This is a genomic window from Paracoccus sp. KKT209 (assembly GCF_055635455.1).
In genome coordinates this window covers 2,762,464-2,777,196 of the sequence record NZ_CM145758.1, presented here as the reverse complement: position 1 = coordinate 2,777,196, position 14,733 = coordinate 2,762,464, and the positions used below count along the sequence as shown (strand labels likewise).

Below are 14,733 nucleotides of genomic sequence, written 5' to 3'. Positions count from 1 at the left end.
GCGGTTTTCGGCATGAAGAGACGCGTGTTCCTGGCGGCCAGCCTGCCGGTCGCCCTTTCGGCATGCGGTGCCGAGAATGTCTGGGCCAGCGATGAACAGGTCCGCGCGGCCCGTTACGTCTCGCCCGAGCCGCCGTCGATCACGCTGCTGACGGTGATCGGCATCCCGCGCGGTGAGGGCGGGCATTCCGCGCTGATGTTCAACGGCAGCCAGCGGGTGATCTATGACCCCGCCGGCAGCTGGCAGCATCCCCGCATCCCGGAACGCCGGGACGTGCTGTATGGCATCACCGACAACTTCAAGAACTTCTACATCGACTACCACGCCCGCTCGACCTATTGGGTGGCCGAGGATACCGTCCCTGTCAGCCGCGAGGTGGCCGACCTGGCCATCCGCCGGGCCGAGGCCAACGGCGCCGGCAACAAGAGCTTCTGCGCGGTGGAATCGGCCAGCGTCCTCTCCGGGGTGCCGGGCTTTGAGCGGGTGCCGCGGGGCTTTTCGCCGCTGCGGCTGCGCAACTGGTTCCTGACGCTGCCCAATGTCCAGTCCAAGCGGCACATGGACGGCGACCCGGCAAACAACCACGACGTCCTGCTGCGCCAGAAGGACGGCCGGATCGTGGGTTACGACAGAAGATAAAGCAGACCGAACAGCGTAATGCCCCCGGCCAGGATGGCCAGCATCACGTTCCTGGTCATGACCCCCACCGCCACGGTCGCCGTGGCGGCGGCCAGGCGCGCGGGGTCGGGATCGCCGCCGGTCGCGGCCGGCCACATCACCAGCGGCGCGACCAGCGCCGGCAGCACCGCGACGGGCGTATAGCGCAGCATCCGCAGCACCCATCCCGGCAGGTCCCGGTCGCCAAGCGCGCCCAGGAACGACCAGCGGATCAGGTAGGTGCCGACGCCCAGCACGACGATGATCGTCCAGATCTGAAGATCGCTTGCCTGCATCCTCATGCCCCCCGGCGTTCCATGCGCGCCTCGACCAGCGCGCCCGTCGCCATGCCCAGGGGCGCCGCGATCAGCAGGCCCAGCCCCGACGGCAGCCCCGCCAGCACCAGTGCCGCGACGATCGCCACAAAGCAGGCGGCCAGATGCGCGATGGTGCGCAGCATCGGCGCGATCATCGCCAGGAAGGTGATCGGCATGGCGAAGTCCAGCGCGACCTCCTCGGGGATGGCCTGGCCCACGGTCGCGCCGACCCAGGTGGCGACCATCCAGGGCAGGCACAGGACCAGCGCGGTCCCGGCGAAATAGGCCAGGCGCTGCGGGACCGACAGGCGGGGGTAGCGTTCGTAGTGCTGGATCGACAGCGCATAGCTCTGGTCGATCAGCGTATAGGCGACCCAGGCCTTTTGCGTGCCGGACGCGTCCCGCAGCCAGGGCAAAAGCGAGGCCGAATACATCGCCATGCGCAGGTTCACGGCCAGGCCTGACAGGATCACGATGATCGTGGGCGCATTGTCCGACAACAGCTGCACGGCGGTGAACTGCGACGCCCCGGCCAGCACCAGGATCGAAAAGCCCATGACCTGCGCGATGTCCAGCCCGGCCTCGGTCGCCACCACCCCGAACAGGATCGCGAAGGGGATGATCACCACCAGGAAGGGCAGCGACTGGACGATGCCATGCCGGAACGCCGCGCGGGGCGAGCGGGCGAGGGCACGTTCGGAGGCCGCGTCGGCGGGCGCTTGCCAGGCCGCGGGCTGGGGGGCGGGCGAGGGTGACATGGTGCTTTCGTCTTGCAGCGGTTCGCGGCACCTTGCTTGCACGACGCGCAATCCAAGGCAAGGCCGGCCCATGCAGATCCTGCACCCGATCCCCGATGCGGCGCTGCCGCGGGCCACGGCGCTGTGGCGCGCCCATTTCGGAATGCTGGGCTGGCCCGCCGGGCTGCGGCCATGTCAGGGAGTGGTGGCCATCGGCCGGGACGGGCGCCTGCTGGGCGTGATGGGGCTGCGCGACGCCTCGGGCGGGCTGGCCGCGCGCGACCTTGCGGCGCCGGGCTGGCTGTTCCGGCCGGCGCCCGCGACGGGCGATCTGGTGATCGACGGGCTGGCTGTGGCCACGCCGCGGCAGGGGATCGGCCGCGCCCTGGTGGCCGAGGCGCTGCGCCTTGCGGCCCGCCGCGCCCGTCCCGGCCTACGCGCCGAGGTGCGTCAGCGCAACGGGGGCGCGCTGGCCTTCTATGGCAGCCTGGGATTTGCCGAGGAAGGGCAGGGCCGCTATGGCCTGCCCTGGTGGGGGCAGGTCCATGTGCTGCGCCGGGACGCGGCCTAGCCGAAGACGCCCGAGACGCGGCCCAGCAGCATGAAGGCGCGGGCCGAACGGCTGTCGGCCAGGACCGCGATCTGCAGGTCGTCCAGCTGCGGCACGACACGGCCGATCAGCCCGTCGAAATGCCGCAGGAAGTGGTGCGCCGTGTCGCGGAAGATCTCGTCCTCGCGCAGCATGGCAGCGGCGATGTCCATCGCGTCGTCGTCATGGACGGCGCCCAGGGCCGCGACCGCGCTGCCACGCTCGCCAGCCGCAAAGCGGCGCCAGACATCCGGGCGCACCGGGTCGGGCGGCAGGTCGTCCATGTAAAGGTCGCGCCCGGCCATCAGCGTGACCACGTCCTGCGCGGAGCGAAGCACGCGCGAATGGGTCGGGTCCTTCAGTGCCTCGCGCAGCGCCTCGATCGCCTCGTGATCGTCGGGGCCGTCGGGAAAGTTCAGCGCGCGGATCAGCGTGCCTTCGCCGACCGAAGGGCCGTTGCCCTCATCCGGCCGCGGCGCGGCCTGGCGATGGTCGGCGGCGGGGCGCAGCTTGGGCGCGGCCGCGCGCAGCGCCGTGGCGGGATGCGCGGCGGCAGGCTCGGGCCGCGGCTCGGACACCCGGACGGTGACCGGATGCGGCTCGGGATGGGCCTCATCGTCTGGGGCCTCTCCGGTCTGCAACGCGCGGCGCAGCTCGCTCAGCCGGTGGCGCAGGTCCTCGGCCTCGGCACGCAGCACGGCGATGGCGCGGGCCAGCGACACCGCCAGCCAGATCAGCACGAGGGGCAGGACCACGCCGGTGGTCGCGACCAGGCGCGACACGCCGCCCGGGCCACTTTCGTCGTCGGGACCCAGCAGCCAGAACAGCGCGACAAGGAACAGCCAGACGCCGGTCAGTGCCAGGCCGACGGTGGTGATACGGTCGCGGTTGGACAGGCTGGAAATGCGGGCGATCAGGGACATGCGGGTCACTCGTACCGGATCGTGATGATCTCGTAGCTGCGCAGACCGCCGGGCGTGGTGACGTCGACGCTGTCGCCCTCGTCCTTGCCGATCAATGCGCGCGCCAGAGGGGACCGGATGTTCAAAAGGCCGCGCTCGATATCGGCCTCGGCCTCGCCCACGATCTGGTAGGTGCGCTCCTCCTCGGTGTCCTCGTCGATCAGCACAACGGTCGCGCCGAACTTGATGCTGCCGGACAGCTTGGAGGGGTCGAACTGCTCGGCCCGCGACAGCAGCCCTTCCAGTTCCTTGATGCGGCCCTCGATGAAGCCCTGCTTTTCGCGCGCGGCGTGGTATTCGGCATTCTCGGACAGGTCGCCATGTTCGCGCGCCTCGGCAATGGCACGGATGATGGCGGGGCGTTCCTTCGATTTCAGCTCGCCCAGCTCTCGTTCCAGCGCCTGATAGCCCCTGCGGGTCATCGGTATCTTTTCCATCGCTGCCCTGTCCTTCGTGGGATGCGGTTGCCATCCAAGTGCTAAGGCAACGCCCCTGCCATTCGGATGGCAGGGGCGTGGCACCTTGTCGGCCGGCATCGTGACCCCAATTTCCGCCGCATTGCAAGCCTGCATCGGCGGGTCTGCGGCATTGCAGCATCTTTCGCCATATCCTTCGCCGCGTCACGATTGCCCCGCCATGCCGGGCAGGTTACAGGCTGTGCCCAGCCAATTTGCCACAGGGGGACCATCGGATGATCGAGGAGAGCGGGATCGAGCGCGAGTCGATGGAGTATGACGTCGTGATCGTGGGGGCGGGTCCGAGCGGTCTGTCGGCGGCGATCCGGCTGAAGCAGATCGACCCCGAACTGTCGGTCGTGGTGCTGGAGAAGGGCTCGGAGGTCGGGGCGCATATCCTGTCGGGTGCGGTCCTGGACCCCTGCGGGCTGACCCGGCTGATCCCCGACTGGAAGGCGAAGGGCGCGCCGCTGACCACCGAGGTCACCGACGACAACTTCTACGTCCTGGGCGAGGCGGGCCAGGTGCGGGTGCCGAACTGGCCGATGCCGCCCCTGATGTCGAACCACGGCAACTACATCGTCTCCATGGGCAATGTCTGCCGCTGGATGGCAGAGCAGGCCGAGGCGCTCGGCGTCGAGATCTTCCCCGGGATGGCCGCCAGCCAGGTCGTCTGGAACGGCGACCGGGTCGCGGGCGTCGTCGCCGGCGAGTTCGGCCGCAATCCCGACGGCTCCATCGGCGACGGCTACGAGCCGGGGATGGAGCTTCTGGGCAAGTATGTCTTCATCGCCGAGGGCGTGCGCGGGAGCCTGGCCAAGCAGATCAACGAGCGGCTGAACCTGACCGCGGGATCGGATGCGCAGAAGTTCGGCCTGGGCATGAAGGAGATCTGGGAGGTCCGCCCCGAGAAGTTCCAGAAGGGCCGCGTCGTGCACACGATGGGCTGGCCCCTGGGCAAGAACGCGGGCGGCGGCAGCTTCATCTATCACCTCGAGAACAACCAGGTGCTGGTCGGCTTCGTCGTCCACCTGAACTACAAGAACCCGCATCTCTATCCCTACATGGAGTTCCAGCGCTTCAAGCACCACCCGATGGTGGCGGACCTGCTGGAGGGCGGCAAGCGCATCAGCTATGGCGCCCGCGCCATCAGCGAGGGCGGCTTCCAGTCGCTGCCGCAGATGTCGTTCGAGGGGGGGCTGCTGCTGGGATGTTCCGCCGGCATGGTCAACCTGCCGCGCATCAAGGGCAACCACAACGCGATGCTGTCGGGCATCGCCGCCGCCGATGCCGCCGCCGCCGCGATCCATGCCGGGCGCGAGGGCGACCGGCTGGCCGATTACGACGCGGCCGTCCGCGGGGGCGAGATCGGCCAGGACCTCAAGCGGGTCAGAAACGTCAAGCCGATGTGGTCCAAGCTGGGCCTGACCGCCAGCCTGATGCTGGGCGGCTTTGACATGTGGGTGGCGAACCTGACCGGCTGGAACCCCTTGGGCACCTGGAGCCACGGCAAGTCCGACGCCGCCGCCACCGGCAAGGCGGCCGACCACAAGCCGATCGACTATCCGCGCCCCGACGGCGTGCTGTCCTTCGACCGGCTGACGAACGTGGCCTTCTCCTTCACCAACCACGAGGAAAGCCAGCCCTGCCACCTGAAGCTGCGCGACCCGTCGATCCCCATCGCGGTGAACCTGCCCGAATATGCCGAGCCCGCGCAGCGCTATTGCCCGGCCGGCGTCTACGAGGTCGTCCAGGACGAGGCCGGCCCGCGCTTTGTCATCAACTTCCAGAACTGCGTCCACTGCAAGACCTGCGACATCAAGGACCCCAGCCAGAACATCGTCTGGACCACCCCCCAGGGCGGGGACGGGCCGAACTACCCGAACATGTGATGGAAGCGAAAAGCCGCAGGCGTTGCAGGCGGGCAAGGCAGGGGTATAGGCTGCGGGCAACGAAAACGTGATTACCGGAAGGCCCGCAGTGATCCTGACCCAGACCCGCCCGGCTCTTGCGCGACTGGCGCTTCTTGCCCTTCTGCTGGGCAGCACCACGACGCCTTCCTGGGCGCAGGACGATGACCGTCCGGACCCGCGGCCCGTGCCGGCGGCGGAGCCTGCACCGCAGGAGGCTGCGCCGCAGGAGCCGGCGCCGCTGACGCGGGGCCTGGCCGGCCCCTATCTGGCCGCCCGCATGGCCACGGTCGAAAACGACTTTCGCGCCGCCGCGCGCTATTTCGTGCAGGCCTCGGCCCATGATCCCGGCGACGTCTACCTGCAGGACAGCGCACTGGTCGCCCTGGCCTCGGCCGGAGAGGTCGAGCGTGCGGTCACCCAAGCCGAGCGGATGATCCTGGCCGATGAGGGGACCGAACTGGCCGGCCTGCTGCGCCGCGCGCAGCTGGTCCGCGCCGGCGACTGGACGGGCCTGCTGCAGCTGATCGAGACCGACCGCAGCCCCGACATGCCGCTGGAGGAGGACCTGCTGGACGGCACGATGCGCGGATGGGCGCTGCTGGGGGCGGGGCGCGCCTCGGACGCGCTGGCCGCCTTCGAGGGCATGGCCGCCGATGAGAGCCTGGCGCCGATCGTGAACTATCACCTGGCGCTGGCCCGGGCCCTGGTCGGGGATTACGAGACCGCTGACAGCCTGATGCAGAAGTCCGAGGCGGGCGGACACCTGCTGGGCCTGATCTCCCGCGTGCAGATCCTGAGCCAGCTGGAGCGGCGGGACGAGGCTCTGGCCCTTCTGGACAAGGTCGAGGGCATCGATGCCGAGCCGCAGCTGATGGCCCTGCGCCAGCGCCTGCGCGACGGCCAGCCGGTGCCCTTCGAGGTGATCGCGGGCCCCGCCGACGGGATCGCGCATCTGCTGCTGTCCTTTGCCTCGGCCCTGGCCACCAGCCCGGATCCCGAGCCGCTGTCGTTGATCCACGCGCGCTTGGCGGCCTGGATCTCGCCCGAGAACCCCGAGGCGCGGCTGATGGTCGCCCAGCTTCTGCAGGACCGCCAGCAGTTCGACCTGGCCGAGACCGAGTTCGAGGCTGTGCGCCGCATGGACCAGATGCGCCCCGTGGCGGAACTGAGCCGCATCGACGCCCTGTCGCGCGCCGATCGCCGGGACGAGGCCGAAAAGGCCGCGCTGGCCCTGACCGCCGCCTATCCGCAGCTGCCGCAGGCCTGGGTCGCGCTTGGGGACGTGCTGCGCCAGCAGGAGAAGTTCGGCGCCGCCGTCCCCAGCTATGACAAGGCGCTGGCCCTGCTGAAGGACGCGCCGCCCCAGGCGCGCTGGTTCGCGCTTTATGCCCGCGGGATCTCGCTGGAGCGGGCGGGCGAGTTCGACCGCGCCGAGGAGGACCTGCTGGCCGCGCTGGAGATCCGACCGGACCAGGCCAGCCTGCTGAACTACCTGGGCTATTCCTGGATCGACCGGAACAGGAACCTGGACCGGGCGCTGGAGATGATCCAGCGCGCGGTCGAGCTGTCGCCCGGCGACGGCTATATCCTGGACAGCCTGGCCTGGGCCTATTTCCGGCTTGGCCGCTACGAGGAGGCGGTGGCGCCGATGGAGCAGTCGATCGCCACCATGGCCTCGGACCCGCTGGTCAACGACCACCTGGGCGACATCTACTGGATGGTCGGCCGCACCCGCGAGGCCGAGATCCAGTGGCGCCGCGCCCTGTCGCTGCAGCCGGGGCAGTCGGGCGAGGTCGATCCCGACCGCATCCGTGCCAAGCTGGATCGCGGCCTGGATGCGGTTCTGGCCGAAGAGGGCGCGGACGGCCCGGATGCCCCCCTCCGCCAGACCGAGGCCGACGCCACCGAATGACCGCCCCAAACCCGGCGCTGACCGAGGCCGCGCCCGCCAAGCTGAACCTTGCGCTGCATGTCACGGGGCGACGCGCCGACGGCTATCACCTGCTGGATTCGCTGGTCTGCTTTGCGGATATGGGCGATGTGGTGCAGCTGTCGCCCGGGCCCCTGTCCCTGCGCATCGATGGCCCCTTCGCGGCGGGTCTGTCGGATCAGGACAACCTCTGCCTGCGGGCCGCCCGGCTGGTGGGCGGGCAGGCGGCCATCCGGCTGGTCAAGAACCTGCCCGTCGCCTCGGGGATCGGCGGCGGGTCGGCCGATGCGGCGGCGGTCCTGCGCGGCCTTGCGCGGATGGGCCATGACCTGCCCGCGGCACTCGAACAGCTGGGCGCCGACGTGCCGGTCTGCCTGGCCTCAAGCCCGGCGCGGATGCAGGGCATCGGAGAGATCGTGACCCCGCTGCCGCCGCTGCCGCCCCTGCACCTGGTGCTGGTCAATCCGGGCATTGCGGTCGCCACCCCGCGCATCTTTGCCGGGCTGACCTGCCGCGAGAACCCGCCGCTGCCGGAAATCCCGGCCTTCGCGGATGCGGGCGCCCTGATCGGCTGGCTGGCGGGCACGCGCAACGACCTGCAGCCCCCCGCTCTCGCGGCCGCGCCCGTCATCCAGACCGTGCTGGAGGCGCTTCGGTCGCAGGGGGCGGGCCTGGCGCGCATGTCGGGATCGGGGGCCACCTGCTTTGGCATCTTCGGCGGGTCAGGGCCTGCCCGTGCGGCGGCTGCGGCGCTTGCGCGCAACGGCTGGTGGGCGGTTCCGACCGAACTGGCGCCCGCCCCGGCAGGTCGCTAGACTGCCCGCGATTTCAGCGGAGGATCCCATGCTGCGCCTTGGCGTCAATATCGACCACGTCGCCACCATTCGGAACGCCCGGGGTTCCCCCTGGCCCGACCCGTTGCGTGCCGCGCAGTTGGCCGAACAGGCGGGCGCCCACGGCATCACCGCGCATCTGCGCGAGGATCGCCGCCACATCAGCGATGCCGACATCGACGCGCTGATGGCGCACCTGACGCTGCCCCTGAACCTGGAAATGGCCGCCACGGCCGAGATGCAGGCCATCGCGCTGCGCCATCGCCCCCATGCCGTCTGCATCGTTCCCGAAAAGCGCGAGGAGCGCACGACCGAGGGCGGCCTGGACGTCGCCGGCAACGACAACATGCTGGGCGCGTTCATTGCCCCCCTGCGCGAGGTGGGCTGCCGCGTGTCGCTGTTCATTGGCCACGAGGAGGAGCAGATCCGCGCCGCGGCCCGCATCGGCGCCGCCGTGGTCGAGCTGCATACCGGCGCCTATTGCGACCTGGACACCGAAGGCCGCCATGCCGAACGCGACGCCGAACTGGCGGCGCTGCGCGAGGGCGCGGAACTGGCTCATAGCCTGGGGCTGGAGGTTCATGCAGGCCACGGCCTGACCTTCGACACGGTTGGCCCGGTCGCGGCCATCCCGCAACTGGCCGAACTGAACATCGGCCATTTCCTGATCGCCGAATCCGTCTTCATCGGGCTGGAAGCCGCCATTCGCGAAATGCACCGCCGCATGGCGGATGCCCGTGGCTGAACCGGACGATCGGACCCTCATGACGGCCCGCAGACCATGATCCTCGGCATCGGCAGCGACCTTGCGAATATCGACCGCATCCGGTCCACGCTGGACCGGTTCGGCGACCGCTTCCGGCACCGGGTCTTCACCGACACCGAACTGGCCAAGGCCGCCCGTCGCGCAGACGAGGCCGGGACCCTGGCCAAGCGGTGGGCCGCCAAGGAGGCCTGTTCCAAGGCGCTTGGCACGGGGCTGGCCATGGGCATCAGCTGGCGCGACATGGCGGTGTCGAACCTGCCCTCGGGGCAGCCGGTCATGGCGCTGACGGGCTGGGCGCGGGACCGGCTGGCGGGGATGACGCCGCCGGGACATCATGCGGTCGTCCATGTGACGCTGACCGACGATCACCCCTGGGCGCAGGCCTTCGTGGTGATCGAGGCGCGACCGGGCCTGCCGGAAGCTTGACTTTTTCCCCTGCCGGGGACCATGAACGCGCGATGCGGACCGGCCGCAGGCAGCGATGAAGAAAGACGGACATCATGGCGGACAGCTCGATCCAGAAAAAGGACGGCATCTGGGAAACGGTCAAGACCGTCTTCTGGGCGCTGGTCATCGCGGGCATCTTCCGCACGCTGTTCTTCCAGCCCTTCTGGATCCCTTCGGGCAGCATGAAGGACACGCTGCTGATCGGGGACTTTCTTTTCGTCAACAAGATGGCCTACGGCTATTCGGCGCATAGCTGCCCCTTCTCGCTCTGCCCGATCTCGGGGCGGATCCTGGACAGCGCGCCCGAGCGCGGCGATGTCGTGGTCTTCCGCCACCCGACCCGTGACGTCGACTTCATCAAGCGCGTGATCGGCCTGCCGGGCGACACGATCCAGATGCGCAGCGGCCGTCTGTGGCTGAACGGCGAGGAGGTCCAAGTGACCGACGCCGGCGATTTCATCGAGGTCAAGGACCAGCAGGGTCCGCAGGGCCTGATCCCGCGCTGCGTGAACGACCCGGTCCCGCAGGGCGGCGACTGCGTCAAGGAACGCGCCACCGAGACCCTGCCCGGCGGGCGCAGCCATGACGTGCTGAACATCGTCGATGGCTGGGTCGCCGACGACACGCCGACCTTCACCGTCCCCGAGGGCCAGTACTTCTTCATGGGCGACAATCGCGACAATTCCGAGGACAGCCGCTTTCCCGCCGAGATCGGCGGCCTGGGTTTTGTCCCGGCCGAATTCCTGATCGGTCGTGCCGACCGGATCATGTTCTCGTCGGCGGGGCGGTCGCTGCTCTATTTCTGGACCTGGCGGGCCGATCGCTTCTTCAAGGCGGTGGAGTGACCCCCGGCGCCGACATCCGTGCCTTCATGGCCCGTCTGGGGCACGACTTTGCGCGCCCCGAGCTGCTGGTGCGCGCGCTGACCCACGGCTCGATCGCCAGCGTCACGCGCCCCGACAACCAGCGGCTGGAATTCCTGGGCGACCGCGTGCTGGGCCTGGTGATGGCCGAGGCGCTGTACTTTGCCGACGAGGCCGCGACCGAGGGCCAGCTGGCGCCGCGCTACAATGCGCTGGTGCGCGGCGAGACCTGCGCCGCCATTGCCCGCGACATCGGCCTGGGCGAGGTGCTGAAGCTGGGCCGCTCCGAGATGCTGTCGGGCGGCCGCCGGAAAGAGGCGCTGCTGGCCGACGCGATGGAGGCCGTTCTGGCGGCGGTCTACCTGGACGCGGGCTTCGACGCCTCGCGGGCGGTCGTGCTGCGCCACTGGACGCCGCGGCTGGACCGGGTGGAAAAGGACAGCCGCGACGCCAAGACGGCCCTGCAGGAATGGGCGCAGGCCCATGGCATGCCGCCCCCCCATTACGAGCAGACCGAGCGCAGCGGCCCCGACCACGCGCCGGTCTTCCTGATCACCGTGCGGCTGGAAGACGGAAGCCAGGCCCAAGCCAAGGGCTCCGGCACCAAGCGCAGCATCGAACAGGCCGCCGCGCAGGTGCTGCTGGACCGGCTGGAAGGACAGACATGACCGAAGACACCCCCGACACCCCGCCCACCCGTGCGGGCTTTGTCGCCCTGATCGGCGAACCCAATGCCGGCAAGTCGACGCTGCTGAACCAGATGGTCGGCGCCAAGGTGTCGATCGTGACCCACAAGGTCCAGACCACCCGCGCGCGCATCCGCGGCATCGCGATGCACGGGCCGGCGCAGATCGTCTTTGTCGACACGCCGGGCATCTTCCGGCCGCGCCGGCGGCTGGACCGCAGCATGGTCGCCGCGGCCTGGGGCGGGGCGTCCGACGCGGACCTGGTGCTGCTGCTGATCGAGGCGCATCGCGGCCTGACCGAGGGCACGCAGGCGATCCTGGACCAGCTGATGCAGCTGGGGCAGGGCACGCCCGTGGCCCTGGTCATCAACAAGATCGACCGCGTCAAGTCCGAGACTCTGCTGGCACTCTCCAAGCAGATGAACGAGGCCTATCCCTTTGCCCAGACCTTCATGATCTCGGCCGAGAAGGGCTATGGCTGCCCGCAGCTGCGCGACTGGCTGGGCCGGTCGCTGCCGGAAAGCCCCTGGCTTTACCCCGAGGACCAGATCGCCGACCTGCCCATGCGCATGATCGCCGCCGAGATCACCCGCGAAAAGCTGACCCTGCGCCTGCACGAGGAGATCCCCTATCAGCTGACGGTCGAGACGGAGGGCTGGGAGGAAAAGAAGGACGGCAGCGCGCGGGTCGAGCAGGTCGTCTATGTCGCCCGTCAGGGCCACAAGGGCATCGTGCTGGGCAAGGGCGGCGAGACGATCAAGGCCGTGGGCCAAGCCGCCCGGCTGGAGCTGGAGGCCTTCATGGGCCGCACGGTCCACCTGTTCCTGCAGGTCCGCGTCCGCGAGAACTGGCAGGACGAGGCCGAGCGCTATGACGAGATGGGCCTGAACTTTCGCGACGGCGACGCCGGGCGGACATGAGCCAGCCGCGGCTGGCCGCCTCCCTCTGGGTGGCGGCCTATCTGGCACGGCTGGGGCAGGCGGGCATTCCCGCCTATGTCATCGCGCGGGGCGACGACACGGCCGGGGCGGTGGCCGTCAAATGCGCGCGGCTGGACGGCTCGGCGCAGCTGTGGATGCGCGAATGGGACTTTGACACCGACAACCGCCCCTGGGTCGCGGTCGAGGACGGGCCCGAGCCGCAGGTGGACGCTGCCATCGCCCGGCAGCGCGCCCGCGATCCCGACCTGTGGGTCCTGGAGATCGAAAGCCGCGACGGCCGCACGCTGCTGGACCAGGACGGGCTGTTCTGACCTCTGGCGCGGGCGCTGCTTGCAGAATATGCAGCCTCCATGAGCAGCCCCGCCGCCCCCCAGACCGATTCGCCCAAAGGGCTTCTTTATGCCATCGCGGCCTATGGGCTTTGGGGCTTTCTGCCGATCTTCATGAAGGCGCTGGCCCATGTTCCGCCGGCGGAGGTCATCGCCCATCGCGTCCTCTGGTCGCTGCCCATCGCCGCCGCCGTCCTGATCTGGCAGGGCCGCGCCGCCGAGGTGCGCCAAGCCCTGCGCCAGCCCCGCCTGCTGGCCATGGCCGCGCTGACCGCGATGCTGATTTCCGTCAACTGGCTGATCTATGTCTGGTCCATCGCGAATGACCACGCACTGGACGCGGCGCTTGGCTATTACATCAACCCGCTGTTCAGCGTCTTTCTGGGCGCCACCCTGCTGGGGGAACGGCTGTCGCGCGGCCAGTTCGCGGCCATCGCGCTGGCCGCGGCGGCCGTGGTGATCCTGACCGTGCAGGCGGGCAGCCTGCCGCTGGTCGCCATCGGGCTGACCCTGTCCTGGGGGTTCTACGCCTATTGCAAGAAAAGCCTTCCCCTGGGCCCCAACCAGGGCTTCACGTTGGAGGTGCTGCTGCTGACGCCCTTCGCCGTCGCCTTCCTGATCTGGCAGGCCGCCCAGGGCCAGGCGCATTTCGGCGGCGACAGCATGGACACGCTGCTGCTGCTGGGCTGCGGACCCGTCACGGCGATCCCGCTGCTGTTCTATGCCAATGGCGCCAAGCTGATCCGCCTGTCGACGATCGGCATCCTGCAATATATCGCGCCGACGATGATCTTCCTCTGCGCGGTGCTGCTGTTCGGGGAACCCTTCGACGGCGCCCGGCTGATCGCCTTTCCGATGATCTGGGCGGCTTTGGCCATCTATTCGGTGACGCTGTTGCGTCAGGCGGGCCAGCGTCGGCGTGACCGGCGCGAACTGGCCGCCCGGCGCGCGCAATGATCTGGCACCCCCTGCGCCGATGACGCAAGCTGGCCGCGACTGAGGCGGAGGCGGCGATGGAATGGCAGGCAGAGGGCACGGTGATCGGGCGCCGCCTTCATGGCGAAACCGCGGTCATCATCGACGTGCTGACGCTGGAACACGGGCGCCATGCGGGGGTCGTGCCCGGCGGCAGCTCGCAACGGCGCAGCGCGATGCTGCAACCCGGGGCGCGGCTGGACCTTCGCTGGCGGGCGCGGCAGTCGGACCAGCTGGGCACCTTTGCCATCGAGCCGCTGCGTCTGCGCAGCGGGCTGATGACCGATCCGACCGCGCTGGCGGGGCTGAACGCGATCTGCGCGCTGCTGCTGTTCGTCCTGCCGGAACGCGACCCGCATCCGCAGCTGGCCGCGCGGACCGAGGCGCTTCTGGACCTGATCGAGGCTGGCGGCGACTGGCCCCCCCTCTACCTGCAATGGGAAATGTCGCTTCTGGACGAGATGGGCTTTGGGCTGGACCTTTCCGCCTGCGCGGTGACCGGCGCGCGCGAGGGACTGGCCTATGTCAGCCCACGGTCGGGCCGCGCGGTCAGCCGCGCAGGCGCCGGGGAATGGGCCGACCGACTGCTGCCGCTGCCGGCGCTGATGGGGGGCGCGGGGGACAATCGCGGCCGGGGCCTGGCCGAGGGACTGGCGATCACCGGTCATTTTCTGGAACATCGGCTGGCGGCCGAACTGGTCGGGCGCCACCTGCCGGCCGCGCGCGCGCGGCTGGTGCGGCGGCTGGAGGCGGGTCGGGGTCGCACCCCTGACCTGCCGTGACCCGCGGGACGTCATCCCGCGGGGCCTGTCGCCTTACTGGTTGCCGCGCGCCGCCGCCAGGGCGTCGGTCGCCTGGTCGGCCGGGCGGCCGCTTTCAAAGATCAGCCAGGTCGGGCCCTTGATGCGCAGGACGCCGCCGTAATATTCCATCTCGGTCGCCTGCTGCAGCGCCTGGAAGAACCGCTGTTCGACGGCCAGATCCTTGCATTCGGTCACGCCGGTCGTCTGCAGCGGTTCAAAGGCGATCGCCGGCAGCGGCACCGTGTTGCGCGCGGCGTAACCGTTGCAGGGGCCGCGGCCCGAGATGCCCTCGGGACGGGTGGTCAGGGTGATGTTGCGCAGGGGCACCGTGCCGTTGCCGATGCCGACCAGCACATAGTCGTTCGCCGGAATCCCGCCCATCGGATCGCCTGCCGGTTCAGAGGCGCAGGCGGCAAGAAGCAGGGTCGCGGCGCAGGCAAGGCCAGCGGCGGGGCGGAACATGGAGGGCATGGCAGACTCCTGGGAGGAAATGCGAAACTGGCGTGGAATACCCCCATTCATCGGCGTAA

At 69.7% G+C, this 14,733-nt stretch carries 18 protein-coding genes; 13 read left to right on the top strand and 5 right to left on the bottom strand.

From position 1 onward, the window contains the following. The first annotated feature begins 12 nt into the window (after window positions 1-12). Entirely contained in the window at window positions 13-639 is a 627-nt protein-coding gene (locus ACZ2G3_RS13745; protein WP_419269118.1) for a hypothetical protein, read from the top strand. Here ACZ2G3_RS13745 and ACZ2G3_RS13740 read toward each other — a convergent pair. Then, window positions 624-953, bottom strand: a complete 330-nt coding sequence (locus ACZ2G3_RS13740) for an AzlD domain-containing protein (protein WP_419269407.1) — start codon at window positions 951-953, stop codon at window positions 624-626. The genes ACZ2G3_RS13745 and ACZ2G3_RS13740 overlap by 16 nt on opposite strands. 2 nt (window positions 954-955) lie before the next feature. After that, a complete protein-coding gene (locus ACZ2G3_RS13735) occupies window positions 956-1,732 on the bottom strand; it encodes an AzlC family ABC transporter permease (RefSeq protein WP_470396577.1) in 777 nt (258 codons plus the stop codon). A 70-nt stretch (window positions 1,733-1,802) separates the two neighbouring features. On the opposite strand from ACZ2G3_RS13735, the gene ACZ2G3_RS13730 reads away from it, so the two are divergent. Continuing rightward, window positions 1,803-2,282, top strand: coding sequence for a GNAT family N-acetyltransferase (locus tag ACZ2G3_RS13730; RefSeq protein ID WP_419269116.1), 480 nt, complete (start codon window positions 1,803-1,805; stop codon window positions 2,280-2,282). On the opposite strand, the gene ACZ2G3_RS13725 is transcribed toward ACZ2G3_RS13730, so the two are convergent. Continuing rightward, entirely contained in the window at window positions 2,279-3,232 is a 954-nt protein-coding gene (locus ACZ2G3_RS13725; protein WP_470396576.1) for a hypothetical protein, read from the bottom strand. The genes ACZ2G3_RS13730 and ACZ2G3_RS13725 overlap by 4 nt on opposite strands. After that, complete coding sequence (greA, locus tag ACZ2G3_RS13720) at window positions 3,229-3,699, bottom strand: transcription elongation factor GreA (RefSeq protein ID WP_419269114.1); 471 nt, start codon at window positions 3,697-3,699, stop codon at window positions 3,229-3,231. The genes ACZ2G3_RS13725 and greA overlap by 4 nt, the downstream gene beginning before the upstream one ends. A gap of 254 nt (window positions 3,700-3,953) precedes the next feature. Here greA and ACZ2G3_RS13715 point away from each other — a divergent pair, with 254 nt between their 5' ends. The 11 genes from ACZ2G3_RS13715 to recO all read left to right on the top strand — a co-directional run bounded on the left by ACZ2G3_RS13715 (window position 3,954) and on the right by recO (window position 14,182). Continuing rightward, on the top strand, window positions 3,954-5,609 hold the full coding sequence (locus tag ACZ2G3_RS13715; RefSeq protein ID WP_470396575.1) for an electron transfer flavoprotein-ubiquinone oxidoreductase: 1,656 nt from the start codon (window positions 3,954-3,956) through the stop codon (window positions 5,607-5,609). Window positions 5,610-5,697: 88 nt separating this feature from the next. Then, window positions 5,698-7,542, top strand: a complete 1,845-nt coding sequence (locus ACZ2G3_RS13710) for a tetratricopeptide repeat protein (RefSeq protein WP_470396574.1) — start codon at window positions 5,698-5,700, stop codon at window positions 7,540-7,542. Between the two features lie 17 nt (window positions 7,543-7,559). Next, complete coding sequence (locus ACZ2G3_RS13705; protein WP_470399144.1) at window positions 7,560-8,375, top strand: 4-(cytidine 5'-diphospho)-2-C-methyl-D-erythritol kinase; 816 nt, start codon at window positions 7,560-7,562, stop codon at window positions 8,373-8,375. A gap of 28 nt (window positions 8,376-8,403) precedes the next feature. Continuing rightward, window positions 8,404-9,138, top strand: coding sequence for a pyridoxine 5'-phosphate synthase (locus ACZ2G3_RS13700; protein ID WP_470396573.1), 735 nt, complete (start codon window positions 8,404-8,406; stop codon window positions 9,136-9,138). Between the two features lie 36 nt (window positions 9,139-9,174). Then, window positions 9,175-9,585 carry a holo-ACP synthase gene (acpS, locus tag ACZ2G3_RS13695; RefSeq protein WP_419271637.1) on the top strand — a complete coding sequence of 137 codons (411 nt, stop codon included), beginning with the start codon at window positions 9,175-9,177 and terminating at the stop codon, window positions 9,583-9,585. A 74-nt stretch (window positions 9,586-9,659) separates the two neighbouring features. Next, on the top strand, window positions 9,660-10,451 hold the full coding sequence (lepB, locus tag ACZ2G3_RS13690) for a signal peptidase I (RefSeq protein ID WP_470396572.1): 792 nt from the start codon (window positions 9,660-9,662) through the stop codon (window positions 10,449-10,451). Between the two features lie 26 nt (window positions 10,452-10,477). Continuing rightward, on the top strand, window positions 10,478-11,137 hold the full coding sequence (gene rnc / locus ACZ2G3_RS13685) for a ribonuclease III (RefSeq protein WP_470399142.1): 660 nt from the start codon (window positions 10,478-10,480) through the stop codon (window positions 11,135-11,137). Continuing rightward, complete coding sequence (gene era, locus ACZ2G3_RS13680; RefSeq protein WP_470396571.1) at window positions 11,134-12,075, top strand: GTPase Era; 942 nt, start codon at window positions 11,134-11,136, stop codon at window positions 12,073-12,075. The genes rnc and era overlap by 4 nt, the downstream gene beginning before the upstream one ends. Beyond that, the gene (locus ACZ2G3_RS13675) at window positions 12,072-12,407 is read left to right on the top strand and encodes a DUF1491 family protein (protein ID WP_470396570.1); all 336 of its coding nucleotides are present in this window, start codon (window positions 12,072-12,074) and stop codon (window positions 12,405-12,407) included. The genes era and ACZ2G3_RS13675 overlap by 4 nt, the downstream gene beginning before the upstream one ends. Before the next feature lie 39 nt (window positions 12,408-12,446). After that, window positions 12,447-13,382 carry an EamA family transporter RarD gene (gene rarD, locus ACZ2G3_RS13670; protein WP_419270512.1) on the top strand — a complete coding sequence of 312 codons (936 nt, stop codon included), beginning with the start codon at window positions 12,447-12,449 and terminating at the stop codon, window positions 13,380-13,382. Between the two features lie 56 nt (window positions 13,383-13,438). Then, the gene (recO, locus tag ACZ2G3_RS13665; RefSeq protein WP_470396569.1) at window positions 13,439-14,182 is read left to right on the top strand and encodes a DNA repair protein RecO; all 744 of its coding nucleotides are present in this window, start codon (window positions 13,439-13,441) and stop codon (window positions 14,180-14,182) included. Between the two features lie 33 nt (window positions 14,183-14,215). On the opposite strand, the gene ACZ2G3_RS13660 is transcribed toward recO, so the two are convergent. Then, window positions 14,216-14,674: an META domain-containing protein gene (locus ACZ2G3_RS13660; RefSeq protein WP_419270492.1), complete on the bottom strand. Its 459-nt coding sequence runs from the start codon at window positions 14,672-14,674 to the stop codon at window positions 14,216-14,218. Between the last annotated feature and the right edge of the window lie 59 nt (window positions 14,675-14,733).

Coding starts and splice junctions, on each gene's coding strand:
- ACZ2G3_RS13745 (WP_419269118.1), top strand. CDS start 13: ATGAAGAGACGCGTGTTCCTGGCGGCCAGCCTGCCGGTCGCCCTTTCG.
- ACZ2G3_RS13740 (WP_419269407.1), bottom strand. CDS start 953: ATGCAGGCAAGCGATCTTCAGATCTGGACGATCATCGTCGTGCTGGGC.
- ACZ2G3_RS13735 (WP_470396577.1), bottom strand. CDS start 1,732: ATGTCACCCTCGCCCGCCCCCCAGCCCGCGGCCTGGCAAGCGCCCGCC.
- ACZ2G3_RS13730 (WP_419269116.1), top strand. CDS start 1,803: ATGCAGATCCTGCACCCGATCCCCGATGCGGCGCTGCCGCGGGCCACG.
- greA (WP_419269114.1), bottom strand. CDS start 3,699: ATGGAAAAGATACCGATGACCCGCAGGGGCTATCAGGCGCTGGAACGA.
- ACZ2G3_RS13715 (WP_470396575.1), top strand. CDS start 3,954: ATGATCGAGGAGAGCGGGATCGAGCGCGAGTCGATGGAGTATGACGTC.
- ACZ2G3_RS13700 (WP_470396573.1), top strand. CDS start 8,404: ATGCTGCGCCTTGGCGTCAATATCGACCACGTCGCCACCATTCGGAAC.
- acpS (WP_419271637.1), top strand. CDS start 9,175: ATGATCCTCGGCATCGGCAGCGACCTTGCGAATATCGACCGCATCCGG.
- lepB (WP_470396572.1), top strand. CDS start 9,660: ATGGCGGACAGCTCGATCCAGAAAAAGGACGGCATCTGGGAAACGGTC.
- rnc (WP_470399142.1), top strand. CDS start 10,478: ATGGCCCGTCTGGGGCACGACTTTGCGCGCCCCGAGCTGCTGGTGCGC.
- era (WP_470396571.1), top strand. CDS start 11,134: ATGACCGAAGACACCCCCGACACCCCGCCCACCCGTGCGGGCTTTGTC.
- ACZ2G3_RS13675 (WP_470396570.1), top strand. CDS start 12,072: ATGAGCCAGCCGCGGCTGGCCGCCTCCCTCTGGGTGGCGGCCTATCTG.
- rarD (WP_419270512.1), top strand. CDS start 12,447: ATGAGCAGCCCCGCCGCCCCCCAGACCGATTCGCCCAAAGGGCTTCTT.
- recO (WP_470396569.1), top strand. CDS start 13,439: ATGGAATGGCAGGCAGAGGGCACGGTGATCGGGCGCCGCCTTCATGGC.
- ACZ2G3_RS13660 (WP_419270492.1), bottom strand. CDS start 14,674: ATGCCCTCCATGTTCCGCCCCGCCGCTGGCCTTGCCTGCGCCGCGACC.